We start from the raw sequence: 25,219 nt of genomic DNA on the forward strand, positions 1-25,219 counted from the left end.
TATATTATTTAAACACAATTATGAAAACAAACACACCTAAACAAACTGCCTACGCTTTGTTACGCATTACTATGGGAATTAATTTTTTTGCACATGGTTTGGTAAGAATTCCTAAGCTAAGTGGTTTCAGAAACTGGATGATGACCACTTTTGAAAACAGTATTTTACCTAGCTGGTCTGTATATGCATGGGGAAGCGTACTTCCTTTTGTAGAATTAGCTATTGGAATTTTGTTACTTATAGGTTACAAAACATACCAAACTTCTATTGCTGGAGCCTTGGTTATCATAATTTTAATTTTTGGTTCTTGCTTAATAGAAAACTGGGCAGGTGTAGCAACACAAATGATTTATGCTCTCTTCTTTTATTTTTTAATAAGTGGTGTAGCACAAAATTCTTTGGCTATAGATCAAAAAAAAATCCGAGTTTAAACTCGGATTTTTTTTGAATTGTATTTTCTGTTTAGTTTTCTTCGTAAACTCCCATGTTTGCATATTTTTCAATACGCTCATTTACCATCATTCCTACTTCTTTTGCTTGTAATTCTTTTAACATTTTTTCAATAGTTTCTTTTACAGTAGCAAAAGTTGTTTGTCTATCAGAGTGTGCTCCTCCTAATGGTTCTGGAATTACTCCATCTACCAATTTTAAAGCACTCATGTCTTTAGAAGTTAATTTTAAAGCTGCAGCAGCTTTTTCTTTATACTCCCAAGATCTCCACAAAATAGAAGAACAATTTTCTGGTGATATTACAGAATACCATGAGTTTTCCATCATCAATACTCTATCTCCAACACCAATTCCTAAAGCTCCTCCAGAAGCTCCTTCTCCAATTATAATCGTAATAATTGGTGTTTTTAACACACACATTTCAAAAATGTTACGTGCAATTGCTTCTCCTTGTCCTCTTTCTTCAGCTTCTAAACCAGGGTAAGCACCCGGAGTATCTACAAAAGTAACTACAGGAATTCCAAATTTTTCTGCCATACGCATTAAACGTAAAGCTTTACGGTATCCTTCAGGATTGGCCATTCCAAAATTTCTATATTGTCGCATTTTGGTGTTGATTCCTTTTTGCTGTCCAATAAACATAAAACTTTGATCTCCAATTTTTCCTAAACCACCTACAATCGCTTTGTCATCTTTTACAGTTCTATCTCCATGTAATTCCATAAAGGTATCTCCTGCTAAAGCTTTAATATAATCTAGCGTATAAGGTCTATTTGGATGTCTTGACAATTGTACTCGTTGCCAAGGTGTTAAATTCTCGTAAATGTCTTTTTTAAGATTAATGATTTTTTCTTCAATCTCTTTACAGGTATTGGTTACATCAACCTCGCTTTCTTCACCAATAGTAGCGCATTTCTGTAACTGCTCTTCTAATTCCTTAATAGGTAATTCAAAGTCTAAATATTCCATCATTATAAATTTTGGCTAGGGACAAATATACTAAGTTCAAACAATTATGCTTCCCTTTTATTTAATTTTTAATTAACATTAACATAGGTCAAAACTTTACATGTCTTAAAAAACATTTACTTTTGTTTTGATATAGAATTTATAGAAATATGGGATTATTTAATAAGAAAATAAACATCAATCAATTATATCCTAGTAATTATGTAGATATTCATTCGCATTTATTACCTGGAATTGATGATGGGGCTAAAGATTTAAACGATTCTATTGAGCTAATTGAACGATTACATGCTTTTGGAATTAAACAATTTAGAACAACTCCTCATGTATTAGGTGATGTTTGGGAAAATAGCTCTGCCACTATTAAAGAAAAAGAAGCTTTGGTTCAGGCTGAATTAACCAAAAGAGGATATCACGATATTAAAATTAGTGCCTCTGCTGAATATATGATGGACAATAACTTTAGTAAGCTGTTAGAAAATGATGATATTTTAACCATTAAAGGAACCTATATATTGATAGAAATGTCTTTTTTTAATCCTCCTATTCATTTAGATGATATTCTATTTCAGATTAAATACAAAGGTTATACTCCTGTGTTAGCACATCCTGAACGTTATAATTTTTACCACAAAGATTTTGATCAGTACCAAAAATTAATAGACTATGGTTGTTTGTTTCAATTAAACATTTTGTCTTTAACAAGCCAGTACGGTAAAGAAGTTACCAAAACGGCACAAAAGCTATTAAAAAAAGGTATGTATACTTTTGTGGGTTCAGATACACATCATAAAAGACATATAAAACTTATGGAGAGTTTAGCCACAGAAAAAAACAAAAAACTACTAACTCCTTTGTTTGAAAACAATATTAAAGAATTTTCTTTTTAACAAAAAACCCAGCTATTTATTAGCTGGGTTTCATATTTTTTAAAGACCATTCTTAAGATTGATCACCTCTTGCGGAGTTAAATGTCTGTAATGTCCTCTTGGCAAATCTTTTTTGGTCAGCCCTGCAAAAATAACTCTATCTAGCTTTACAACTGTATATCCAAAATGCGCAAATATTTTACGAACAATTCTATTTCTACCTGAGTGAATTTCTATTCCAACTTCATTTTTAGATTGTCCTTGTACATAAGCAACATCATCTACCCAAACCTTTTTACCATCAATTTCTGGTCCTTCTGCAATGGCTTGCAAATGCTTTAAAGACACTTTATGGTCTAAAGTTGCATGGTACAATTTGCGTTTGTTATGCTTAGGGTGTGTTAAGGTTTTTGCCAATTCACCATCATTGGTAAATAACAACAGCCCTGTAGTGTCTCTATCCAATCTTCCTACCGGATAAATACGTTCTTTACACGCTTTGTCTACAATTTCCATCACTGTTTTTCTACCACGCTCATCTTCCATGGTAGTAATATAGTTCTTAGGCTTGTTTAATAAAACGTATCTTTTAGTTTCTGGATTGATTAAAACATTGTCAAAACGTACTTCATCTGTAGGTTGAACTCTGTATCCCATTTCTGTAATCACCTTACCATTTACCGTAGCACTTCCTGTTTCTATATACAAATCTGCATCTCTACGAGAACAAATACCTGCATTAGAAATGTATTTGTTCAAACGGATTCCTGTTTGATTAGAAGGTACCGTTACCACTCTTTTTTTAGGTTCTTCTGTAGCTCCTCCTTTTTTAAAGGACTTGCTTTTAGAATAGGGTTTTGCTGCATGTTTGGTTGGTTCTCCTCCCTCATTAGTAGCTGCTGCAGGTCTTTTTGTAAAACGTTTACTGTTTGTTTTAAAATTTCCAGAAGGCTTTCCTTTTCCTCCTTGACCTTGTTGTCGTCTTCCCGACGAGTTTTTATTCGTATTCATTTTATATAATTTGGACGACAAAAATACGAAAGAATCTACAATATATAACTATATTTTTACTTGATTTAAAATCCTGATTAACAACACAGAAGTATCTATAAAAGCCAAACTAAAAACTCCAACCACCAACACTACTTTTAACATGTTGTGTAACATTAAATAGTGTTTAAAGCTTTTTGCTTTTATCAATAAAAATAAAAAAAAAGGAATCCATAAAATAACTCCATAAAAATAATATTGCATCATTCCTATTTCTGGAAAATTAAGTATGTAATAAGCTGGTATTGCAATGGCTACTAAAACCACGTAAACATATTTTTTGACAATATGCTTTCCATATTTGGTGACCAAGGTTTCTCTATCTATTAATAATGCCCCTTTGGTTCTTTCAAAATCTTTAATTATTTCTTTAACCAAAATCAATCCGTATAAAAAAACACCGTGCATTAAAATTATTTTAGACACATGGTTGTAGTACACAAACATGACAAAAAATGGTAAAATATCTAATATTGATACAGAGACAACTCTAACAATAGGATAGTTTTGTAGCTTGTGGGAGTACAACCAAATTAAAAAGATATAAATACCAAAAAAAGCAGCGGCTCTCCAAGAAATGATAAAACCAAGTACAAAAGCAATAAAATTAAATAAAAAATAAACCTGTAGTTTGGTGTTTTTACTAACCCAGTTTCCTATTTGTGTTTTTATAGGTTTGTTAATCGCATCTAATGGAGCATCATAAAAATCGTTGATAATGTAACCCGCTGAAACTACAAAAACAGTGGCTAGTACCACAATATGCAAATGTATATCTAACAAAACCTCTCGTAATGTTTTGTCTACAGCAAATACAAAAATGGCAGCCAAGTATTGAGCCAACATTAACATGGCTACATTGTAACCACGTATGACCGAAAACAACCCTAAAAATTTATGTTTTTTTGTTGTTTCTTTTTCCATGTAAGGTTTGTTTTTTAGAATCTGTATACCAATTCTAAATCGTGACCGGTTAACGATGCTTTTGCTTTTTCAAAATCGGGAGCAAAACCTAAAATATATCCTCCACCACCAGATCCGCAAAGTTTTAAATAATAATCGTTAGAATCAATTCCTTTTTTCCACAAAGCGTGAAATTTGCTAGGAATCATGGGTTTAAAGTTATCAAGAACTACCTTAGATAATTTTTTTACATTCCCAAATAAAGATTTTACATCGCCGTGTAAAAAGTTATCTACACAAGCATCTGTATAAGTAACAAACTCATCGCTTAACATTTTACGGAAACCTTCGTTTTTCATTTTTTCCATAAATATGTTTACCATAGGTTCTGTTTCTCCAATCATTTTTGAATCTAGTAAGAAAACAGCTCCTTTTCCGCTTTGCTGATAAGGAATTCCTACAGACTCTACATCATTTTTTGATTGAATTAAAATAGGTAAGCTTAAATAACTATTTAATGGATCTAAACCAGAACTGGTTCCATGAAAATAAGATTCCATCAACCCAAAAATTGCTTTTAACTTTAACAACTTTTCTTTGGTTAAATTTTCTAGTACAGTAATTTTATCTTGTGCATATTTTTCATAGATAGCTGCTACAATAGCTCCAGAACTCCCCACTCCATATCCCTGAGGTATGCTAGAGTCAAAATACATTCCATTGTCTATATCTTGTTTTAATTGTTCTAAATCAAACTGAACTACATCGGTTTTTAAAGAAGCTAAATACTGGTAATAAGACAACAAACATGTGTTTGATTTTAATGCTTTTCCTTCTAAAACATCTGCTTTTTTAAAAGCTCCGTTGTAGGAATTATAGGGAATTGCCAAACCTTTAGAGTCTTTAATAATTCCGTATTCTCCAAACAATAAAATTTTTGCGTAAAATAAAGGTCCTTTCATAACTACCTAATTATAGGGCAAATATAGAGATTAAAATTGTTCTATGTTAATTTATTTGCTCCCATTCCCACCATATCATGGATATACTCACCATTTTTACAAAATTTGGCCAACTGAGTAGAAATAAACTCCTGAACTTTTGTTTTTTCTTGTTCTGGATATAACAAATGTACATTGGCACCTGCATCTAAAGTAAAACACAATTTGCTACCTGTATCATTTCTATATGCCCATATTTTATGAATTACCTCTAAGGTATTTGGTTTCATTAAAATAAAATAAGGATTGCTTGTCATCATCATAGCATGTAATGTTAAAGCTTCACTTTCTACCAAAGCAATAAAATCATCAATAGCTCCTTTGGCTAAAATATTTTTAAGTTGGGTTATGTTTTCTTGAGCTTGTGCAAAACGTTGTTGTGCAAAAGGATGCCCGTGCATTAAACCATGTCCTACAGTACTACTTACTTGTTTTTCTCCTTTATCAATTAGCAAAATTGTGTCTTGATAATTTTTAAAAACAGGAGCTACCTCATCGGTAAATTCAACTCCGTATAAATTAGAACTTCCATTAATTTCTTTGTGTGCTCCCCAAACAACCAACGCTCCTTTAATACTTCTACATGCACTTCCCGATCCTAAACGAGCCAAAAAAGAAGCTTTTTTATAAAACTCTTCTTCTGTTAAAGTAGGATTCATTTCTTTTTCTACACTCATTAAACACAAAGCAATAGCACTCATACCACTTGCCGAAGATGCAATTCCACTACTATGTGGAAAAGAATTAGAAGATTCAATGGTAAATTTATACGTTTTTAAAAAAGGCAAATATGCTTCTACTCTTTTAAAAAAAGTTTCAATTTTAGGTTTAAAAGCTTCGTTTATTTTCCCTTCAAAAATTACTTCAAAATCAAAAACATCATCAGTTTGTTCTTTTTGAATATAACTTAGCGTAGTTGTTGTATGACAATTGGACAACGTGAAACTAAGAGATGTGTTTTCTGGCAACTGAGGATCTCTTTTTCCCCAATACTTAACCAAGGCAATATTACTTGGAGTTTGCCAAGTTACGGTTCCAGATTTTTTTACGGTTCCTACTGTTTTGGGAATAAAAATTTGCTCCATAATGCTGTTCTAAATTTTGAGCAAATATAGTTTTAAGTTACTTAGCTTAAAAATTTAAAGATGTCCTATTCCTATTTTAAATGATGATAAACTATCTTTGCTCGCATGAGAAAAATAAAACTGATTTGGGATTTTAGAGGAATGTCTGGTTTGGGAACAGCCAAACATCATTGCATTCATTTAAAAGAATTTGCTGAGGCAGAAAAACTTAATTTTCATGAAATCAATCATACAGAAGTAAACGAAATGTGGGCTACCGCTTTTATTGTTGTTGATGAAGCTGATATGAAAACCTACAGAGATGCTTTAAAACCTCATAGAGGTGAAGTTGCATAATATTTTTCTGCATTTAATTATTCTATAATAATTTTATAGTTAGCTAACAAACCTGCTACGGAGCTTAATGAAAACTTTGCTCCTTTGATGTTGTTTTTTTCTGGGTTGATAGTATAATGTACAGACGTTCTAAAATCTGCATTTATCAACAATGTTTGTTCAAACGTAGCGTTTAACAAATCGCACTGACTAAGGATTGCATTTGTTAAATCGGCTTTTGAAAAATCAACACTTAACAACTTTGAATTGATAAACTTGGTTCCTTTTAGCTCTACTTGATAAAAAGAAGAATCGTTTAATTGGCAATTTTCAAAACTTACTGAGAAACCAAAAGAATTGCATTCGTTAAAATGCATGCCCAACATTTTACAATTGCTAAAATTTGCGTTTATAAAAGTTACATCTCTTAATTGGGCATTGCTAAAATTGCAATCCACAAAATCACAATCTATAAAAGTACACTTTGTTAAATTAGCATTTAAAAAATCTACGTTCTGAAACGTACATTGCTCATATTCCCCTTTAGGAAATTTTTTATCAGAAAAATCTTTATGGGTAAAAACCACTTCATCAAAATAATCTTCCATCTGTTTAAGAATTGTAAGCGATGGCTTCAGAAACCACCCATCCGCCTGTCCAAGCATTCTGAAAATTAAAACCTCCAGTAACTGCATCTATATTTAAAATTTCTCCGGCAAAAAACAAATTAGCGTGAATTTTACTTTCGAACCTTTTAAAGTTTATTTCTTTTAATTTAATTCCTCCTGCGGTTACAAATTCATCTTTAAAAGTACTTTTTCCTTGAGCATGAAATAAAGTTGCTGTTAGTTTATCTGCCAGCAACTCTAAACTTTTATTAGAAACATCTGCCCATTTGGTTTGTCCATCAATTTTACAGACTTCTAAAAAACGAGACCACAAACGCTTGCTAATGGTTTCAAACGGACTGCGTTTTTCTAAAATTGATTTTACATCGGTCTTTTTGGCTTTTAACAAAACCTCTAAAGCTTGTTGTCGATTACAACTTAACCAATTGACTTTTACTTGGTATTGATAGTCTTTTTCTGCTAATAAAATTGCTCCAAAAGCAGAGAGTTTTAAAACCGCTGGTCCGCTAGTTCCCCAATGGGTAATTAACAAAGGACCTGTGCTAGTTAACTTGGTATCTTTTATAGAAACCTCTACATTTTGAACCGCAACTCCTGGTAAATCGGTTAGTAAAGGATCTTTGATATTGAACGTAAACAAAGATGGAACCGGAGCTACAACCGTATGTTCCAAATCGGTTAATAATTTCCAAACGGGCTTGCTACTTCCAGCTGTAATTACCAAATAATTGCAGATGTACTCTGTAGTATGGGTGCTTATTTTCCACTGATTTGTAGCCTCTATTTTTTGAATAGATTTTACACCTTCCGATGTTTTAATTTCTATTCCTAAATTGGTTGTTGCATTTAAAAAACAATCAATAATACTTTGTGAGGAGTTAGATTCTGGAAAAATTCTATTATCTGCCTCTATTTTTAAAGGCACACCATGGTTTTCGAACCATTCCATAGTATCTCCTGTCATAAACTGATGAAAAGGCCCTAACAATTCGCGTTTACCTCTAGGATAAAATTCCGTTAATTCTTTAGGATCAAAGCAAGCATGTGTAACATTACAACGTCCTCCTCCAGAAATTTTTACTTTTTGTAAAACTTCTTTTCCTTTTTCTACAATACAAACAGACAAATTTTGATTTTTCTCTTTTGTGTTTATGGCTGTAAAAAAACCTGCAGCTCCACCTCCTACAACAAGTACATCGTATTTTTTCATTTATTTTTTATGCTGTTAATTCTTGATAAGCTTCTAATAAAGTAGGAAAAACTTTTACAGCTCCGTTGTCTAATAATTCTTTTTCTGAATATTGAGTTGTTAAACCAATAGCCACCATACCTGTAGCAGCCGCAGCTCTTATTCCTGTTAAACTATCTTCAAAAATAAGCGTTTGCGTATAATCTTCTTTTTTGATGTTTAATTTTTCTGCCAAAGTTAAATATGGAACTGGGCTTGGTTTGGGTTCCGAAAACAAATCAACTCCCATACAAATAGGAAAAGTAAGTCCTGCGTGTTTTAACGAATTTTCTACAAAAGAAGTATACGCATTACTAGCAATTCCGTAAGGAATGTGATTGGTGTCTAAAAAAGTTTTTATTTGATGTACTCCTGGCAACAAATCAGGCGGAACGGCAGTAGTTACAACATGTTGTTGTTTTAAAGCATTTAACTCGCTCCCTTTGGTTTTATCACCTCCATACTCTGCAAAATACTCAGCTATAATATAAGGAGCTTTCCCTGCATGTGTGGTTTCTGGAAACGGACAAATATCTTGATCAAACAATTCTTTAAAAGCACTTGTCCACGCAGCATAATGACTTTTAAAACTATCTACTATTACGCCATCAAAATCAAACAATACAGCTTTTGGAAAAGGAATTTTATTCATGATGTTATTTTTATACAAAAGTACCTTGAAACAAACTTAAGGCCTCTTTTATTTGGTGAAAATTTTTGTTAAATATGGATTTAAAAATTTATTAGTTGGATCCATTTTTTGACGTAATTGCTTAAATTCCTCCCATTTTGGATACAATCTAGACAATCCGTTATGTGTTACTTTAAACCTTTTTGCCCAATGTGGTCTTCCTCCATATTTTAGAAAAATTTCTTCTATTTTTTCAAAGGCCTCATAATCATTTGCAGCTAAAGAATCTCTACACACACAACCAACAGTCACTACATCTTCATCAGATGCATAACTTAACCAAGCATTGTCCTTTTTTAGAAAACGTATGTCCATAGGCACATGTACATATGCTTTGTTAGATTTGTCTTCTAACACGTTTTTTAACTCTGTAAACAACTCTTTAAATTTGGTATAAGCCACACTCCATTCTGCCAACTCCATAGTAGCTCCTCTAGATTTGGTAACTGTAGCATCGTACAAACTACCTGCGTGTTCTTTTTTGGCTGTAAAAAAAAGTTTGTACAAAATTTTGTTAGCCGTTGCTGTAAACTTTGGATATTTATGTGTGTATTGATATAAAAACTTAGACGTTTTTCTACGGTGTTTTACATAGGCAGGTGTGTCTTTGCGAGTAAATTCAAAATCTTTATTCACCTTGGTTCCTAAAATTACGTATCCATGATCTGTATGTGGCAACCATAAAATTCTTACAAAATCATACATTCCTAAATAATCATCTAACTGTCCTAGCCATGCAGAATCTCTTAAAGGTTCTTCTTTTAAATGCAATATGTAATTGTCTTCGCATTTAAATGTTATTTCAGAAAAAACACCTAACAAACCTAAAGAAACACGAATAGCATCTATTTCTAAATCTTTGTCTGTGTATTCTTTAATGCAACCATCAGCTAGAATTACACGAAATTTAGATACGTATTTAGACAAAATATATCCATTAGTTCCGTGTGTACCTGTAGCCAATGCCCCACCAATAGTAACTTTATCTATATCGGGCAAGCAAGGTATGCACCAACCACATGCTTGTATTACGTTAATAACACTTTCTAGACTAGCTCCTGCTTGTACTGTAACCTCTTTGGTTGGTCTATGAACACTTACAATTTTATTATAAGCACTAACATCTATTAGTGTTTGTGTACCTGCACTAATATCTGCCGAAGAAAATCTATTTCCAAAAACCCTTATAGAATTATTTTCTTTAACAGCTTTTTGCAATTCTTGTTCGTTACCAACTTGAATCATATTGGAATAGGTATGCTTTACATTCTCATTCCAACTAACCCATTGATTTTGATTTGTTTTTTTGGCGGATTTTCCCAAAATAATGTTTTTTGTTGATTTACTTGTTGCCTGCTAACTATTCAATATTTTTTCGATATTGGGTTTAAAATAATTGGGCCCTTTTAACACCTTTCCATCTTCTCTGTAAATAGGTTCTCCATCTTCACCCAACTTGCTCATATTGCTACGCTGAATTTCATTAAAAACCTCTTCTATTTTATCTTGCATTCCATGTTCTATAATGGTTCCGCATAAAATGTATAACATATCTCCAAGAGCATCGGCCACTTCTACCAAATCTCCTTGTTCTGCTGCTTCTAAATATTCTTTATTTTCTTCGTCCATTAAATTGAACCTCAACTTAATTTTATCTTTTCCAATATTAGCAATAGGTTGGTTTTGATATCCTAATTTATAGGCAGTATGAAATTCTTGTACAGCTTTGATTTTATTCTTCATTTGTTTAGTAATTTTGATGAAAATTATTTTTATGTTTTCTACAGGACAATATTATTTTGCTGGGTTCTTTATTATAGCTTTTACAACTGCCATGATTTGGAGTTATAGAAAAGATATAAAACGTCATAAAATTCATTATAAAAATACAGCAATCAAAGTTTTTTTGGGTGGTATTTTAGTCACAATTGCTTTTATATTGATAAGAATTGCGCTAAAGTAATTAAGTTTTTATAATGTGGTTTAATTGATTGTGATCTACCACCGTAAATCCTTCCTCATCAAAAGAATAAGAAGGACCAAATTTATAGTTTATCTTTAATTGACTAAAATCATACGAATGTAATTGATACAATTGTTGATTAAAGGCTTCTTCGTGGTACTTAAACAATATATATATTTCTACTTCTAAGTTTTTTAATTGCTTGTTGGTGTAATTATATAACGGACTGTCTTTGTTTATTTTATGCACTAAAGTCCACATGGTAGGCAAATACATAATATTGTTTCTTTCCAACTTTAATTCATAGAACTGTCTTTTAAACTCTTGATTGTTATTGTTTTCTGTAATATTAATAACCGCATTTAATTTAGGTTCTATCATTAAATTAGTTCTTCTACTCATTACTCTAAACATTAGCGTTTTTTCGTTTTCAAATTCTCTAAGAATAATGTGTTTAGAAAATACAATTTTGGCTTTGGGTTTAGAAAAACGTCCGTACAACAGCCCTGTAATAAATGAGAAAGAAAGCAAACCTACCAAGGCTTCAAAAGAAGACAACAAGCCTGCAATTAAACCTCTTGGTGCAATTGCTCCATACCCCACTGTGGTAATGGTTTGAGCACTAAAAAAGAACAATCTAGTAAAGTCTTCCCATATGTTTCCTGATGAGTTTCTAAATTGTTCTATTCCTATACTGTAATAAATAAAGGCAAACAAAGTGTTGATTAGTATGTAGCCCAACACTACATAGCCAAAAAATAAAGGCCAAGATATGGTAGTTAAGTAAGTATATAAATCGTCTATTGTTTTAGGTCTGTTTGCATGTTTTACATTGGACTGACCGTTTACAATTACTCTTTGTGCATTTCTGTTTGATTTGTAACCTACACCTGGATCTTTTAATATTTTAGCCATAGGAATTGTGCTGTAAAAAAACAGCCTTGATTATTGTATCAAGGCTGTTTTTGTTTGTGTAATTTTTAATGCAACCACTTGTATTTAAAGTTGCATTTTTTTTGATCTTCACTTAATTTTACATAAGTGTCTTTTATTCTAGAAACATACCATTTATCTAGTGTTTCTTGTTCCTTTTTTTGCAAAGCTAGTTGTTGAATTTTTACATAATCTTTAGCAAAGTCAGCTTCATGAGCTTCTACTCTATTGGTTACTTTAATAATTTTATACATTTTTTCTCCTTCTCTAGTTTCTTCGTAAAAAGGAGCTGTAATGTCGTTTTCTTTGAGTTTATCTACTTGAGCAAATAATTTTGGATCCATTTTGTTCAATTCAAACTTGGCATCGTTTGTATAAGGGTTTACCAATTTTCCTTTGTTTAAACGAGTGGCTTTATCATCAGAATATTTTACTACTGCTTCTTCAAAAGTAATGTCACCTGCTAAAATTTCTGCTCTAACAGCTTCTAACTTTTCTTTGGCTGCTGTTAATTTTGCTTCTTCTATTTTAGGCTGAATTAACAAGTGTCTTACATCTCTTTGTTGCCCTTTTATTTTTTCTACTTGTAAAATATGGTATCCGAATTGCGATTTAAATGGTTCTGAAACTTCTCCTTCTTCTAAACTAAAAGCTGCTTCTTTAAATTCTTTTACAAATTGGCTTTCTCTAGTAATGGTGTACAACCCTCCGTTTTGAGCAACTCCAGGATCTTCTGAATACAAAATGGCTTTTAAACGCATGCTGTAACCATTTTCTATGTCTTCTTTTATTTGATTTAATTTGGTAATTACCTCATTAACGGCTTCTTCTGTTGGTTCTGCATTAATGGTTATTTGTGACAATTCTACTTCTATTCCAAAACTAGGCAAATCTCCTTTGGCTTTTAAATCGTTGTAAAAAAAACGAATTTCTTCTGGGGTTACTACTACTTCACTTACTACACTTTGTCTTTCTCTTTGTATTAACAAATTTTCTTTTTCTATTCTTGTCAATTCACTAGTTAAGTCTTCTAAATCATCAAATCCGTATAAAGAAACAACTTTGTCCATACTTCCCATTTGAGATTTAAAGTGTGCTAAAGTTCTTTGTACTCCTGCATCAACTTCTGCATCAGAAACCAAAACACTATCTATTACCGCTTGGTGTGCTAGTAGTTTTTGGGTCATAATATCTTCCATCACCTCGCAGTTGTCAAAAGTTACATCTCCCTCAGATCTGGCTTCTATTTCTTGTTTGTATTTTACAACATCAGAATCTAAAATAATTTTATCACCCACCACGGCAGCTACACCATCTACTTTAATTTTTTGCTGTGCATTCGTAAATCCAACACACAAAAGTAGCATCATCAGCACATGGCTTTTTTTAATAAACTTCATATTTTTTTTGTTTTACAGCATCATCAATCAAAATTTGTTCCATTTGATCAAAGAACTTAATCTTATTTTTATGTAATAATATATTTTTAATTGTAGGTTTTACATATGCTAAAGGAGCAATATCTCCTTTGCTTACAATTTCTTTTATGTAAATATAGTACAAACTTTTGTCTACTCCTGTTTTCTCTATAACTCTATTGGTTCTTACCAAATCTAACGTACTTAAAAGTGGAAAATCTGGTTTGCGCACATACACATCTTGTAATGATACCCAAGTAGAATCGTTAAAATAAAAATCGTCATAACCATCGTAGTCGGTTAAAATTTCTTGTTTATCGTCTACATCATCAGATTCAAACAACTTTTTAATTTTATATCTTTTTCTGTTATTTTCATCTATGTGTATGTATTTAAACTTGATTAAATCTTCGTTTAATTTAAAGCTCCTGTGATTTTTAACATAAAAACTATCAATCTCTTTTTCAAAAACCAAAGTATCTAACTTTTTGTTTACCAGTGCATTTTTATAGTGAGACACATACAATTCTTCTTTGTATTTTTTGACTAAATTGTCTAGCTCTTTTGTATTGTCTAGGTTAACAATGGCATTTCTATATAATAATTTTTGTCTAGACCAACGTTGTATATAATCTTGTGTTGCTTTTAAACTATCTACAATAGAGGTTGTTTTAGGAATATTGGCTTTTAATTCTTCTTTGGTTAACACATAGTTGTACACTTTAGCAACCACATTAGATGGAGTACTATTTTTTTGTTTACATGCAATAAACGTTGCTACTATGGTAAAGGTTAGAATTAATTTATTCATTTTGATAAGCTTTCTTTAGCTTTTTTACTTGTCTTTTGTAAAATTTAATTTTGTTGTTAGCTCTTAGTTCTGCCAACCATTCTTGTTGTATTTTGTCTTGATAATCGCTTTCTACATATCCTTTTACGTCTTCAAAATTTTGTCCTTTTTCTTTATATTTGGCCATGTTTGCCTTATAAAAAGCTTCTACTTTTTGAGGTTCTTTAAGAGGTACATCCCAAATATGTTTCTTCATCAATTCAAAAATAACCAATCCGTTTCTGTAGGTGTTTATTGTTTCTTTAAACTCTTTGTTATCTTCTTCTAAATGTTCTATAATATACTCTTTTGTCTTTTCGGTTTTAAATCTGTCAAAGTATACTGATGGATTGCTATTTCTTCTATGTTTTATGTAATTGGCAAATTGACTTTGTTTTATGTCTTGATTTTTAATTGTAATTAATACTTCTTGCAAACTATCTGCGGGTATTTGATAAACTTTGTCGTTTTCAAAAACCTTTAAAGCCGGTTTATGGACAACAATATTGTATTTTTCTTTTAGTTTGTTAAACGCAACTTCTTTAGGTTTGGTTCCTCTATCATCGTTTAAAATTTTCTTTTTTAACGTTTCTTTTACTTCGCTAAAACTTGGCATAGGTTCTTTTCCTATGTATTTAACAATATGCCATCCGTAGGGTGTTGCAAAAGGTTGTGAATATTTTTTCTGATCAGATAAAGAAAAGGCTACTTTTTCAAAAGATGGAGGCAAACTTCCTTTGGTAAAAGGTTTTAACTCTCCTCCGTTGTTTGATGATCTTTTATCATCGGAATATCTTTTGGTTAAATCTTCAAATTTTTCTCCGTCTTTTAACAATTGATAAATGCTATCTATTTTTTTCTTTTTAGCATTTTCTAATCCAGCAACCATTAAATGAGCGACTTTCAGTTTTCCATCAATTTTAGATTTGTCGTAAATTTTTAAGAGATGGTATCCGAAACGAGTTTTAACTATTTTAGAAACCTGACCTACTGGAGTATTGTAGGCTGCATTTTCAAATGGATATACCATTCTAAACACACTAAAATACCCTAAGTCCCCTTGGTTCTTTTCTACACTTTTATCTTCGGAATGTTGTACCGCTAATTGTTCAAAATCAGCTCCTTTTGCTAATTGTTTTTGTATAGATGTTATTTTTTTATGAGCTTCTATCGTGTCATTGGGTTCTGACATGATTAAAATATGACTTGCTTTTATTTGATACAAACTTCTTTCATATGCTTCGTTTAATAAATCTTCCAATGTTTTATCATCAGTAAAGAATGGAGCTGCCAAATCTGCTTTGTATTTCTTTAACTCTCTTTGTAAAGATGCAATTGTATCAATTCCTTCTACATTTGCTTGTTTCAATTTTAGCTTATACTCTACCATTAGCTGTAAATTTTTCTCAAAATCATTAGCTTCAATAGATGAATTTTGGTTTGTAAATAGTTTTTTAAACTCAGACACATACGTAGGAACGTCGTTAATCTTAAATAATACTTTGTCTTTTTTTTGAGCTAGTGTAGCAAATTGACTTCCTAGTATTAAAAAACCTAAAATATACTTTTTCATATTTTTTTAGTTATAATGATATTAAACCTTCTACTCCTTCTACTAAGTGATAATTGGCAATTACCTCATCTGCGCTTTTAACTTTTAATAAAATAGATACGCTTATATATTTTCCTGTTTTTGATTCTTTTTTAGAAATTCTTGCTTTCTTATTTACAAAAAAACCTTCAACTTCTTTTACCTGGTTTTTGGTGGTAGGCACAATAAATTTATACAGATAATCTGTAGGAAATTTAGTATTATCTTCTAATTTCTCCTTTAAATCTTTATAAAACTTTTCTTTTTTATCCATATTATCATTCTACTTTGTATATCAGGCTACAAAACTATAATTATTTCTTATTTTTACTTCTTCGTACGAATATTTATTTTAATATATGCCACAAAAAATAGTACTTACCGGAGCACCGGGTACTGGAAAATCTACCGTAATTAATTTACTAAGAAGCAAAGGGTATTTTTGTTTGGAAGAAATTTCGAGAGAAATTATAAAAGAAGCTGAACGAATGGGATCTAAAAAATTATTCTTATCGCAGCCTATTTTATTTAGTAAAGTTGTTTTAGGAAAACGTATTATTCAACACCAACAAGCCCTTAACAGCAACAAGTCTCACTGTTTTTTTGACAGAGGAATACCAGATATTACTGCTTATTTAAACAAAAACAGAATTGCTTACGAAGAAACCTTTAAACAAGCTACCAAAAAACACACCTATGACACCGTGTTTGTTTTTCCACCATGGGAACAAATATACACAACCGATAGTGAACGTTTTGAAACCTTTGAAGAAGCCAAAGAACTTCACTTTGCCATTGTAGAAGAGTACAAAAAAACACATGAAAACATTATAGTAGTACCTTTTGGAAGTCCAGAAGAAAGAGTAAATTTTATTTTAAAAAAATGTCATGCCTAACCCTGTAAAACTTAAGGAACTTCTCCAAAAACACTGGAACCATACTTCCTTTAGACCTTTACAGCAAGCTATTATTTCGGACATTATTCAAAAAAACGATACGTTTGCTATTTTACCAACTGGCGGTGGAAAATCTATTTGCTACCAACTACCAGCTTTGTACATGGATGGTACTTGTGTCGTTATTTCTCCACTTATTGCTTTAATTAACGATCAAATTCACCAATTAAAACAAAAGGGAATAGAAGCCATTTCTATTCCTAGCAACAGTTCTACCGATGACATTGTAAGATTGTTTGACAATATTAGAATTAAGCAAATTAAACTTTTGTATCTATCTCCAGAAAGGCTATCGCAAACCTTTTTACAAGAAAAACTACAACAATTAAATATTTCTTTTTTTGCTATTGATGAAGCTCATTGTATATCACAATGGGGACATGATTTTAGACCTTCCTATTTAAAAATAGGAAACATTAGGCAAACCATGCCCAACATTCCTTTTTTAGCGGTAACAGCTACTGCTACTCAAAAAACACAAGAACAAATTGTAAACCTATTACAACTAAAAAATACTAAAATACATATAGGCTCTTTTTCTAGGGAAAATTTAGCTTATCAACTTTTTGAAACACCCCAAAAATTTGATTTATTAACTAAAATATTAACCAAAAGAAAAGTAACAGCCATTATCTATTTACAAAACAGATTGGCAGTTCAAGAATTATGTAATAGACTAAATACAATTAACCTAAAAGCTACTTATTATCACGCAGGTTTATCTGCTACAGAAAAAGATAGAAATTTTGAAGCTTGGAACACAGAGGAAAAACCCATTATGGTAGCTACCAATGCATTTGGAATGGGAATAGACAAAAGCAATGTTCGTTTGGTAATTCATTTAGAAATTCCATCTACTTTAGAAAATTATTTACAAGAAGCAGGTAGAGCGGGTAGAGATGGACTAAAATCTTTTTCTTGTGTAATTTTATCAGAAAACGACTTTAAAAAATTTGAACATCAAACACAAGTTGATATTAATTTTAAAAGTGTAATTGATGTTTATTTAAAATTAAATCAACATTTTCAAATTGCTTATGGCGATCATGTTTTAGATGAATTGGATTTTGATTTGCAAAAATTTTGTCAAAAATACCAGTTAAACGTTAGCACTACAGAAAAAATACTAAGACGTTTGGATAGCTATAAAATTATTACCTATAAAGAACACACAGGAAACGATACGCATTTAAAAATTATTTGTAGCCATTACCAATTAATGCAATTTTGTCAAGAACACAATAGCTATAAAGAACTTATAGATACTATTTTAAGAAATTACTCTGGTTTATTTGAAGTTTCTAAAAAACTTAACCTACCTAGACTAGCTTCTAAAACAGGAATGTCTTTAGATTTAATTCACAAAAAACTTACCTATTTACAAAAAGTAAATTTTATAGATTTTAAATTAAAACAAAACAACCATACCATTACTTTTTTAGTACCTAGAGAAGATAAAAAAACACTAAATCCTATTGAAAAAGACATTACTGCTTTAAACACCATTGAACAAACAAAACACCAAAGCAGTATTAACTATTTTAGAAATACCAAAACGTGTAGAAACAATATTATTTTAGAATACTTTAACCAACCCTATGTTAAAGATTGTGGCATTTGCGATATTTGCATACAAAACAACAGCAAATTATCTTTAAATGAACTAGGTACTTTGATAGTAACCTTGTTAGAAAAACAAAACCATACATTTAACGATTTGCTTATTGCCACAAAAGTAAACTCGCAAACATTAAAACACACTTTGTTATTTTTAGCAAACGAAAATAAAATTATACAAAACCAACAATTTTATCAGAAAACATGAGCAAATTAAGAATTGTATTTATGGGAACTCCAGACTTTGCAGTAACCATTTTAGATAAAATAATTCAAAACAACTACTCAGTTGTGGGAGTAATTACAGCTCCAGACAAACAAGCTGGTAGAGGACGAAAAATACAACAATCTGCCGTAAAAAAATACGCTGTAGAAAAAGGATTAACCGTATTACAGCCCACTAATTTAAAATCGCCAGAATTTCAAGCAGAATTAGAAGCCCTAAATCCTAACCTACAAATAGTAGTTGCTTTTAGAATGCTACCTGCAACCGTTTGGAGTTTGCCAGAACACGGAACTTTTAATCTACACGCTTCTTTGTTACCAGACTATAGAGGTGCAGCCCCTATTAATTGGGCTATTATTAACGGAGAAACAGAAACTGGAACCACCACATTTTTCTTAGATGATAAAATAGACACTGGAGAAATTATTCTGCAAAACAAAACAACCATTAAAGCTAATGAAACTGTAGGAGAATTACACGACAAACTAATGCACTTAGGGAGTGATTTGGTGATTGATACTTTAGAACTAATAGAAAACAACAAAGTTACCACACAAAAACAAGCAGCACATAGTACTAAATTAGCTTACAAAATACACACAGATACGTGTAAAATAAACTGGAACCAACCAAGCCAAACCATATACAACCACATTAGAGGGCTAAACCCATACCCAGCTGCATGGACTACCTTGTTAAATAATGGTGAAGAAATTACAGCTAAAATTTATGATGTAGAAATTATAAAAGAACCACACAATTATTTACCAGGAACAGTCCTAACCGATAAAAAGACCCTTAAAACTGCAACTCAAGACGGATTTATTAAAATAAACAAAATTAAACTAGCAGGAAAAAAATTAATGGATAGTGCCAGCCTATTGAACGGATACTCAATAGCAAACAACTCAAACATGCAGTAAATACTAAGAGAGTTAAAAAACAATCTTTTTTAAGCTCGTTTGTTAACAAATTGTAAAAGTTATCAACATTTCAGTGTTTTTAAGGGTTCACGACTTGCATAAGCCAAGATTCCTTATATATTTGTTTTCAAATAAACTTATTTAATTTAATAAAATAACCGTTATGAACAAATCAGATTTAATCGATGCAATTGCTGCTGATGCAGGTATTTCTAAAACAGCTGCTAAAGCTGCATTAGAGTCAGTTACTAACAACGTAACTTCTACATTAAAAAGCGGAGGAAAAGTTTCTCTAATCGGATGGGGAACTTGGTCAGTTTCTAAAAGACCTGCTAGAGAAGGTAGAAACCCTCAAACTGGAGCTACAATCCAAATTGCAGAGAAAAATATTGTTAAGTTTAAGCCAGGAGCTGGTTTATCTGATGCAGTAAACTAATCACAAAAATTATTTTTTGTCAAAAACCCCTTTATTCTAAAGGGGTTTTTTTTATGCTTTTTTTTTCTTAGATTTATTAAAAATGCTAGTCAACATGAATTGCTTAAAACCATCAAAAGGAAGATTATTGATTGCAGAACCTTCTATATTGGGTGATGTATCTTTTAATCGATCTATTATTTTACTCACAGAGCATTCTAACGATAGCTCTATAGGATTTATTATAAACAAGCCTTTAGGCTATTCTTTAAAAGACTTAATTCCTGAAATTAATTGCGACTTTAAAGTATATCAGGGGGGGCCTGTAGAACAAGACAACTTGTATTTTATTCATAAAATTCCAAACCTATTGCCCAACAGTATAGAAGTTACTAATGGAATATATTGGGGCGGAGATTTTAATCAACTATCTACTTTATTAAACCAAGGACTTGTAAAGAGTGATGACATTCGTTTCTTTTTAGGATATTCTGGCTGGGGAGAAGGACAATTAAACTACGAATGGGAAAGTGAATCTTGGCTTGTTACAGAAAACAAACATAAAAACATATTTAACACAGCTCCCAAAAATCTTTGGAAGCACCACATTATGAAATTAGGTGGTAAATATAAAATATGGATAAATGCACCTATAAACCCTAGCTTAAATTAGCTACTAGATTCTTAATTTTTGATATCAGCACAGTTGTAAATGTTTTTTTTCTGTACTGTGTTACAGGTTGTATTCCTACAATTACATTGGTTAAAAATACCTCATCTGCTTTTTGAATGGCAAACGGAGAAATAGAAGCTTCTTCTACTTGAAACTCCGATTCTTTTGACAATACATCTAACACATTTTTACGCATTACTCCTTTTACACAACCATCGGACAAAGGTGGAGTTGTAATAGTGTTTCCTTTTACTAGAAAAATATTTCCGTTGGTAAATTCTACTACATTTTTATTGGCATTTAACAACACACAATTATCTAAGTTATTTTCTTTTGCATAAATACCTGCCAATACATTGGTTATTTTATTGTTGGTTTTAACTGTAGATAATAGGTTGGGCTGAATCATAAAATCTTTATACAAATCTACCTGATAATTGTCTTTAGGAGCTGTAGCTACTTTTGCGACTTCTACCACATAAGATATGTTGTTGTTTTCTGGAGCATACAATCCATCTGCATCTCTAAAAACAGTAAATCTTACTCTGTTTTCTGTTCCTACATTGGCATTAATGGTTTTTAAAATTTCTGCTTCAAAAAACTCTAAGGTAAATTTCATAGGAATTTCCATGCGCAACATACGCATAGAGGCCATTAATCTAAAATAATGATCTTCACAAAAAACAACTGCTTCATTTTCTATTTTTAAGGTTTCAAAAAGTGCATCGCCATATTTAAAACCTCTATTGTTATAATTAATTTGATTGTCGTTTTCCGATACAATATGTCCGTTGTAGTTAATCATCATTTAAAAAAATTTGCCCCAAATTTACAACAAAAAAGCCTTGATTTTCATCAAAGCTTTTTAAAGTATTTTTGGTTTCTTAGTTACTAAGCTCCAATTATGTGTTTTAATTCTGCTATTTGATTTTCCCATAACATTTTTGCTTCATCAATTTCATCCTCTTCAGCAAAGTCTGTAATAATTAAAGAAACATCTTTTGTTAAGGCATCTACCTGAATTTTAAATTCAAAATAAGCATCATCATCTTCATCTTCTAACCAATGAAATTTAGCACGATCGTCTGTTTTAGAAGCTAACAATTTTGCTTGTTCCTCGCTATCATCCCAAATAAAAGTAAATAATTCTCCTCTAGAGTTTACATTATCAGCAAACCACTCTCCTAAACCAGAAGGTGTGGCAAAATATTGGTACAACATTGATGGTGATGCGTGTATAGGAAACTCTAACTGAAATTTTTCTTTAGTCATGATCGTCTTCATTTTTGATGGGTGGCAAAGTAGCATTTTTTTAGTTATTAAAAAAAAAATGAGGTTTAAACTTATTTCTTTTTTTCAATCTCTATTACTCTACTAGGATACACCATATTAGCACTTTTTAAAACCGACGGTTCTTCTTGCAAATCTCCCTTTAAAAAAGCTTGTTGCAAAATAGATTCTATCATATAATCTTCCATAATTTCCTCTGGATGATACTCTGCATCTAAATCTATTTTAAAAAAACTAGCCGAAAAACGATACCAAAAAGCTTTAAAATTTCCTCGTTTATCTTGCACATGCTCATTTACCGTTAGCCCTGTCAATCTATGAATTAATTTTATTAATATTCTACCTTCTGTTTTGGTTAACTTTTTGACACTTTCTGCAAACTGTTTTTCAAAAAAATCTTGCTTCTCTTTTATGTATCTTTTTCGTTTTCTTTTTGATTTTATTTTCTGAATTGTATCGTTTAAAACCGTTATTTTTTCTTTCGCTAAAACAGCATAAGGATAAGCATTATATGTTTTCTTTTTAAACCACATATAATATCTTTTATCGTAATATGTTTTAAATTTTGGTGGAGGAAACAATACAATTGTATCCAATTCAATTTCTTGATTGGGTTCTGTAAGTAAATAATAATCATCATACTGTTCTTTTAGCTTTTCCCAATCTTTTTGCTGGGCATTTCCTTTAAAAAGGATGAAGATAAAAACAACAAGTAGACTTGCCTCTTTTCTAAAATTCATAGTTTCAAAAATACATAAATAACTTACTTAAAAACAACTATTCACATGCATTCCATCTAAAATCAAAATAGTATTTTTGAGTTTATTATAAAATGAAAAATGATGAGTGAACATACAATTTTAAACCAAAAGTCTTTAGACTTTTTAGAGGAATACTTAAACAATGCATCGCCAACAGGATACGAAAGTAAAGGTCAGGAAATATGGATGGATTATTTAAAACCATATGTAGACGAATTTATTACAGATGCATATGGAACTGCCGTAGGTGTTATCAATCCAAAAGCCGAATATAAAGTTGTAATAGAAGGACATTCTGATGAAATTTCTTGGTACGTTAACTACATTACAGACAATGGTTTAATTCATGTAATTAGAAACGGAGGAAGCGATCATATTATTGCCCCATCTAAACGTGTAAATATTCACACCAAAAAAGGAATTGTAAAAGGGGTTTTTGGATGGCCTGCCATACACACTCGTTTAAAAGGTAAAGAAGAAGATACTCCTAAAATAGAAAACATTACTATTGATGTTGGGTGCGAAACTAAAGAAGAAGTACTAGCACTTGGAGTACACGTTGGTTGTGTAATTACCTACCCAGATACTTTTGAAATTTTAAACGGAAACAAATTTGTTTGTAGAGCGTTAGACAACAGAATGGGTGGTTTTATGATTGCCGAAGTTGCTCGTTTACTTAAAGAAAACAACATAGAACTTCCTTTTGGTTTGTACATTACCAATTCTGTACAAGAAGAAATAGGTTTACGTGGTGCCGAAATGATTACCCAAACCATTAAACCCAACGTAGCCATTATTACCGATGTTTGTCATGATACTACAACTCCAATGATTAAAAAAGCAGAAGAAGGAGATAGTAAAATTGGTAACGGACCTGTAATTTCTTACGCTCCTGCTATTCAACACAATGTACGTGAGTTGATTATTGACACTGCGGAAAAAAACAATATTCCTTTCCAAAGACACGCATCTTCTAGAGCAACAGGTACAGATACCGATGCCTTTGCTTATAGCAACGGAGGAGTACCATCTGCATTAATTTCATTACCATTGCGCTACATGCACACTACCGTAGAAATGGTACACAGAAACGATGTTGAAAATGTAATTAAATTAATTTTTGAAACCGTAAAACAAATTAAAAACGGAGACAAGTTTAGTTACTTTGACAAAAACAGTTATAGCATCTAAAAAATACGATTCATTTTTAGTAGCAAAGGCCTGAAATATAATTTTCAGGCCTTTTTTTGTTTTTTGTTAAATTCTTATAAAAAGCGCTAAAAACAAAGAAAAAACAGTTACGAAATCGTTGTAGTAAGTTAAAAAATAACGATATTTATAGTATCTAACTAACCTATACAATGTCAAATAAAAATCAAACATTAGGAGAATTTATTATTGAAAACCAACATTCATTTAAATACTCTAGCGGAGAATTATCAAATCTATTAAACTCAATTAGATTAGCAGCAAAAGTTGTAAACCACGAAGTAAACAAAGCAGGACTTGTAGATATTATTGGTGCTGCCGGAGACACAAATATTCAAGGTGAAGATCAACAAAAACTAGATGTTTATGCCAACGATGTTTTTATTCAATCACTTATTAACAGAAATATAGTTTGTGGTATTGCCAGTGAAGAAGAAGATGATTTTGTTTCTATTAACAGTATTAACAACGACCACCAAAACAAATATGTAGTCTTAATAGATCCTTTAGATGGATCTTCTAATATTGATGTAAACGTATCTGTAGGAACCATATTTTCTATTTACAGAAGAATTACCCCATTAGGAACCCCAGTTACTATAGATGATTTTTTACAAGAAGGAAAACACCAAGTAGCTGCAGGATATATTATTTACGGAACTTCAACTATGTTGGTATACACTACCGGACACGGAGTTAACGGTTTTACACTAAACCCAGCCATTGGTTCATTTTACTTATCTCATCCTAACATGGAGTTTCCTGTAGATGGAAATATTTACTCCGTAAACGAAGGAAATTATCTTGAATTTCCTGATGGAATTAAAAAATACATTAAATATTGTCAGCAAATAGAAGAGGACAGACCTTACACAAGTAGATACATTGGTTCTTTAGCTTCAGATTTTCATAGAAATATGATTAAAGGTGGAGTATACATGTATCCTAAAAGCACTAAAAATCCTAATGGTAAATTGCGTTTGTTATATGAGTGCAACCCTATGGCCATGTTGGCCGAACAAGCCAACGGAAAAGCCAGCGATGGTTTTACTAGAATTTTAGACATAAAACCTACAGAACTACACCAAAGAGTTCCTTTTATTTGTGGTAGTACCAACATGGTAAACAAAGTAGAAGAGTTTATGAAAGAATACTCTTAAACAAACCTTATATTCCTAAAATAAATAGCCTAAGAAATAAATCTTAGGCTATTTAAATTTTAAAA

General features: G+C 31.3%; 29 protein-coding genes. 11 read left to right on the forward strand and 18 right to left on the reverse strand.

Annotation, left to right across the window (positions count from 1 at the left end; genetic code table 11):
- Positions 1–20 precede the first annotated feature (20 nt).
- On the forward strand, positions 21–431 hold the full coding sequence (locus ACY2IJ_RS07145) for a DoxX family protein (protein ID WP_476726463.1): 411 nt from the start codon (positions 21–23) through the stop codon (positions 429–431).
- Between the two features lie 31 nt (positions 432–462).
- Here ACY2IJ_RS07145 and ACY2IJ_RS07150 read toward each other — a convergent pair whose 3' ends face one another.
- Complete coding sequence (locus ACY2IJ_RS07150; protein ID WP_476726464.1) at positions 463–1,419, reverse strand: acetyl-CoA carboxylase carboxyltransferase subunit alpha; 957 nt, start codon at positions 1,417–1,419, stop codon at positions 463–465.
- 149 nt (positions 1,420–1,568) lie between these two features.
- Here ACY2IJ_RS07150 and ACY2IJ_RS07155 point away from each other — a divergent pair, with 149 nt between their 5' ends.
- On the forward strand, positions 1,569–2,309 hold the full coding sequence (locus tag ACY2IJ_RS07155; protein ID WP_476726465.1) for a tyrosine-protein phosphatase: 741 nt from the start codon (positions 1,569–1,571) through the stop codon (positions 2,307–2,309).
- Between the two features lie 39 nt (positions 2,310–2,348).
- Here the strand turns inward: ACY2IJ_RS07155 and ACY2IJ_RS07160 are convergent, their stop codons facing one another.
- From ACY2IJ_RS07160 to ACY2IJ_RS07175, 4 genes are read right to left on the reverse strand one after another with little or no spacing between them, the layout of a single operon-like run.
- Positions 2,349–3,299, reverse strand: coding sequence for a pseudouridine synthase (locus ACY2IJ_RS07160; RefSeq protein WP_476726466.1), 951 nt, complete (start codon positions 3,297–3,299; stop codon positions 2,349–2,351).
- 48 nt (positions 3,300–3,347) lie between these two features.
- Positions 3,348–4,262 carry a geranylgeranylglycerol-phosphate geranylgeranyltransferase gene (locus ACY2IJ_RS07165; RefSeq protein ID WP_476726467.1) on the reverse strand — a complete coding sequence of 305 codons (915 nt, stop codon included), beginning with the start codon at positions 4,260–4,262 and terminating at the stop codon, positions 3,348–3,350.
- Between the two features lie 14 nt (positions 4,263–4,276).
- Positions 4,277–5,203, reverse strand: a complete 927-nt coding sequence (locus ACY2IJ_RS07170) for a mevalonate kinase family protein (RefSeq protein ID WP_476726468.1) — start codon at positions 5,201–5,203, stop codon at positions 4,277–4,279.
- A 41-nt stretch (positions 5,204–5,244) separates the two neighbouring features.
- Entirely contained in the window at positions 5,245–6,327 is a 1,083-nt protein-coding gene (locus ACY2IJ_RS07175; protein ID WP_476726469.1) for a diphosphomevalonate decarboxylase, read from the reverse strand.
- 105 nt (positions 6,328–6,432) lie between these two features.
- Between ACY2IJ_RS07175 and ACY2IJ_RS07180 the strand changes: the two genes are divergently transcribed.
- Positions 6,433–6,663 carry a hypothetical protein gene (locus tag ACY2IJ_RS07180; protein WP_476726470.1) on the forward strand — a complete coding sequence of 77 codons (231 nt, stop codon included), beginning with the start codon at positions 6,433–6,435 and terminating at the stop codon, positions 6,661–6,663.
- Positions 6,664–6,680: 17 nt separating this feature from the next.
- Here ACY2IJ_RS07180 and ACY2IJ_RS07185 read toward each other — a convergent pair whose 3' ends face one another.
- The 5 genes from ACY2IJ_RS07185 to ACY2IJ_RS07205 are packed head-to-tail and all read right to left on the reverse strand — an operon-like array spanning position 6,681 to position 10,933.
- A complete protein-coding gene (locus tag ACY2IJ_RS07185) occupies positions 6,681–7,250 on the reverse strand; it encodes a pentapeptide repeat-containing protein (RefSeq protein ID WP_476726471.1) in 570 nt (189 codons plus the stop codon).
- 4 nt (positions 7,251–7,254) lie between these two features.
- Positions 7,255–8,481 carry a BaiN/RdsA family NAD(P)/FAD-dependent oxidoreductase gene (locus ACY2IJ_RS07190; RefSeq protein WP_476726472.1) on the reverse strand — a complete coding sequence of 409 codons (1,227 nt, stop codon included), beginning with the start codon at positions 8,479–8,481 and terminating at the stop codon, positions 7,255–7,257.
- Positions 8,482–8,488: 7 nt separating this feature from the next.
- Positions 8,489–9,151 (reverse strand): HAD family hydrolase, encoded by a 663-nt coding sequence (locus ACY2IJ_RS07195; RefSeq protein WP_476726473.1) that lies wholly within the window; start codon positions 9,149–9,151, stop codon positions 8,489–8,491.
- A gap of 48 nt (positions 9,152–9,199) precedes the next feature.
- Positions 9,200–10,513 carry a D-arabinono-1,4-lactone oxidase gene (locus tag ACY2IJ_RS07200; RefSeq protein ID WP_476726474.1) on the reverse strand — a complete coding sequence of 438 codons (1,314 nt, stop codon included), beginning with the start codon at positions 10,511–10,513 and terminating at the stop codon, positions 9,200–9,202.
- A 33-nt stretch (positions 10,514–10,546) separates the two neighbouring features.
- Positions 10,547–10,933 carry a pyrophosphohydrolase domain-containing protein gene (locus ACY2IJ_RS07205; protein ID WP_476726475.1) on the reverse strand — a complete coding sequence of 129 codons (387 nt, stop codon included), beginning with the start codon at positions 10,931–10,933 and terminating at the stop codon, positions 10,547–10,549.
- A 31-nt stretch (positions 10,934–10,964) separates the two neighbouring features.
- Here ACY2IJ_RS07205 and ACY2IJ_RS07210 point away from each other — a divergent pair, with 31 nt between their 5' ends.
- Positions 10,965–11,153 carry a hypothetical protein gene (locus tag ACY2IJ_RS07210; protein ID WP_476726476.1) on the forward strand — a complete coding sequence of 63 codons (189 nt, stop codon included), beginning with the start codon at positions 10,965–10,967 and terminating at the stop codon, positions 11,151–11,153.
- Here the strand turns inward: ACY2IJ_RS07210 and ACY2IJ_RS07215 are convergent, their stop codons facing one another.
- From ACY2IJ_RS07215 to ACY2IJ_RS07235, 5 genes are all read right to left on the reverse strand, one after another.
- Positions 11,154–12,068, reverse strand: coding sequence for an ion channel (locus ACY2IJ_RS07215; RefSeq protein WP_476726477.1), 915 nt, complete (start codon positions 12,066–12,068; stop codon positions 11,154–11,156).
- A 65-nt stretch (positions 12,069–12,133) separates the two neighbouring features.
- Positions 12,134–13,486: a peptidylprolyl isomerase gene (locus tag ACY2IJ_RS07220; RefSeq protein ID WP_476726478.1), complete on the reverse strand. Its 1,353-nt coding sequence runs from the start codon at positions 13,484–13,486 to the stop codon at positions 12,134–12,136.
- Positions 13,473–14,315, reverse strand: coding sequence for a hypothetical protein (locus ACY2IJ_RS07225; RefSeq protein ID WP_476726479.1), 843 nt, complete (start codon positions 14,313–14,315; stop codon positions 13,473–13,475). Before ACY2IJ_RS07225 ends, ACY2IJ_RS07220 begins: the two co-directional genes overlap by 14 nt.
- A complete protein-coding gene (locus ACY2IJ_RS07230; RefSeq protein WP_476726480.1) occupies positions 14,308–15,906 on the reverse strand; it encodes a peptidylprolyl isomerase in 1,599 nt (532 codons plus the stop codon). Before ACY2IJ_RS07230 ends, ACY2IJ_RS07225 begins: the two co-directional genes overlap by 8 nt.
- Before the next feature lie 10 nt (positions 15,907–15,916).
- Positions 15,917–16,198 (reverse strand): DUF493 family protein, encoded by a 282-nt coding sequence (locus ACY2IJ_RS07235; protein WP_476726481.1) that lies wholly within the window; start codon positions 16,196–16,198, stop codon positions 15,917–15,919.
- A gap of 85 nt (positions 16,199–16,283) precedes the next feature.
- On the opposite strand from ACY2IJ_RS07235, the gene ACY2IJ_RS07240 reads away from it, so the two are divergent.
- The 5 genes from ACY2IJ_RS07240 to ACY2IJ_RS07260 all read left to right on the forward strand — a co-directional run bounded on the left by ACY2IJ_RS07240 (position 16,284) and on the right by ACY2IJ_RS07260 (position 20,734).
- On the forward strand, positions 16,284–16,820 hold the full coding sequence (locus ACY2IJ_RS07240) for an AAA family ATPase (protein ID WP_476726482.1): 537 nt from the start codon (positions 16,284–16,286) through the stop codon (positions 16,818–16,820).
- Positions 16,813–18,705 (forward strand): RecQ family ATP-dependent DNA helicase, encoded by a 1,893-nt coding sequence (locus ACY2IJ_RS07245; RefSeq protein WP_476726483.1) that lies wholly within the window; start codon positions 16,813–16,815, stop codon positions 18,703–18,705. Before ACY2IJ_RS07240 ends, ACY2IJ_RS07245 begins: the two co-directional genes overlap by 8 nt.
- Positions 18,702–19,646 carry a methionyl-tRNA formyltransferase gene (gene fmt / locus ACY2IJ_RS07250; RefSeq protein ID WP_476726484.1) on the forward strand — a complete coding sequence of 315 codons (945 nt, stop codon included), beginning with the start codon at positions 18,702–18,704 and terminating at the stop codon, positions 19,644–19,646. Before ACY2IJ_RS07245 ends, fmt begins: the two co-directional genes overlap by 4 nt.
- Positions 19,647–19,809: 163 nt before the next feature.
- Positions 19,810–20,082, forward strand: a complete 273-nt coding sequence (locus tag ACY2IJ_RS07255; RefSeq protein ID WP_476726485.1) for an HU family DNA-binding protein — start codon at positions 19,810–19,812, stop codon at positions 20,080–20,082.
- Between the two features lie 94 nt (positions 20,083–20,176).
- Entirely contained in the window at positions 20,177–20,734 is a 558-nt protein-coding gene (locus ACY2IJ_RS07260; RefSeq protein WP_476726486.1) for a YqgE/AlgH family protein, read from the forward strand.
- Here ACY2IJ_RS07260 and ACY2IJ_RS07265 read toward each other — a convergent pair.
- From ACY2IJ_RS07265 to ACY2IJ_RS07275, 3 genes are all read right to left on the reverse strand, one after another.
- Positions 20,721–21,539: an aminotransferase class IV gene (locus tag ACY2IJ_RS07265; protein WP_476726544.1), complete on the reverse strand. Its 819-nt coding sequence runs from the start codon at positions 21,537–21,539 to the stop codon at positions 20,721–20,723. The two genes, ACY2IJ_RS07260 and ACY2IJ_RS07265, sit on opposite strands and share 14 nt — an antisense overlap.
- Positions 21,540–21,625: 86 nt before the next feature.
- Entirely contained in the window at positions 21,626–22,006 is a 381-nt protein-coding gene (locus tag ACY2IJ_RS07270) for an START-like domain-containing protein (protein WP_476726487.1), read from the reverse strand.
- 71 nt (positions 22,007–22,077) lie between these two features.
- Positions 22,078–22,764, reverse strand: coding sequence for a DUF4294 domain-containing protein (locus ACY2IJ_RS07275; protein WP_476726488.1), 687 nt, complete (start codon positions 22,762–22,764; stop codon positions 22,078–22,080).
- 102 nt (positions 22,765–22,866) lie between these two features.
- Between ACY2IJ_RS07275 and ACY2IJ_RS07280 the strand changes: the two genes are divergently transcribed.
- Together ACY2IJ_RS07280 and fbp are read left to right on the forward strand one after the other, a co-directional pair.
- Positions 22,867–23,976 carry a M42 family metallopeptidase gene (locus tag ACY2IJ_RS07280; RefSeq protein ID WP_476726489.1) on the forward strand — a complete coding sequence of 370 codons (1,110 nt, stop codon included), beginning with the start codon at positions 22,867–22,869 and terminating at the stop codon, positions 23,974–23,976.
- A gap of 170 nt (positions 23,977–24,146) precedes the next feature.
- A complete protein-coding gene (gene fbp / locus ACY2IJ_RS07285; protein WP_476726490.1) occupies positions 24,147–25,154 on the forward strand; it encodes a class 1 fructose-bisphosphatase in 1,008 nt (335 codons plus the stop codon).
- Positions 25,155–25,219: the final 65 nt, after the last annotated feature.

The sequence above is a fragment of the Wenyingzhuangia gracilariae genome, from assembly GCF_056387575.1.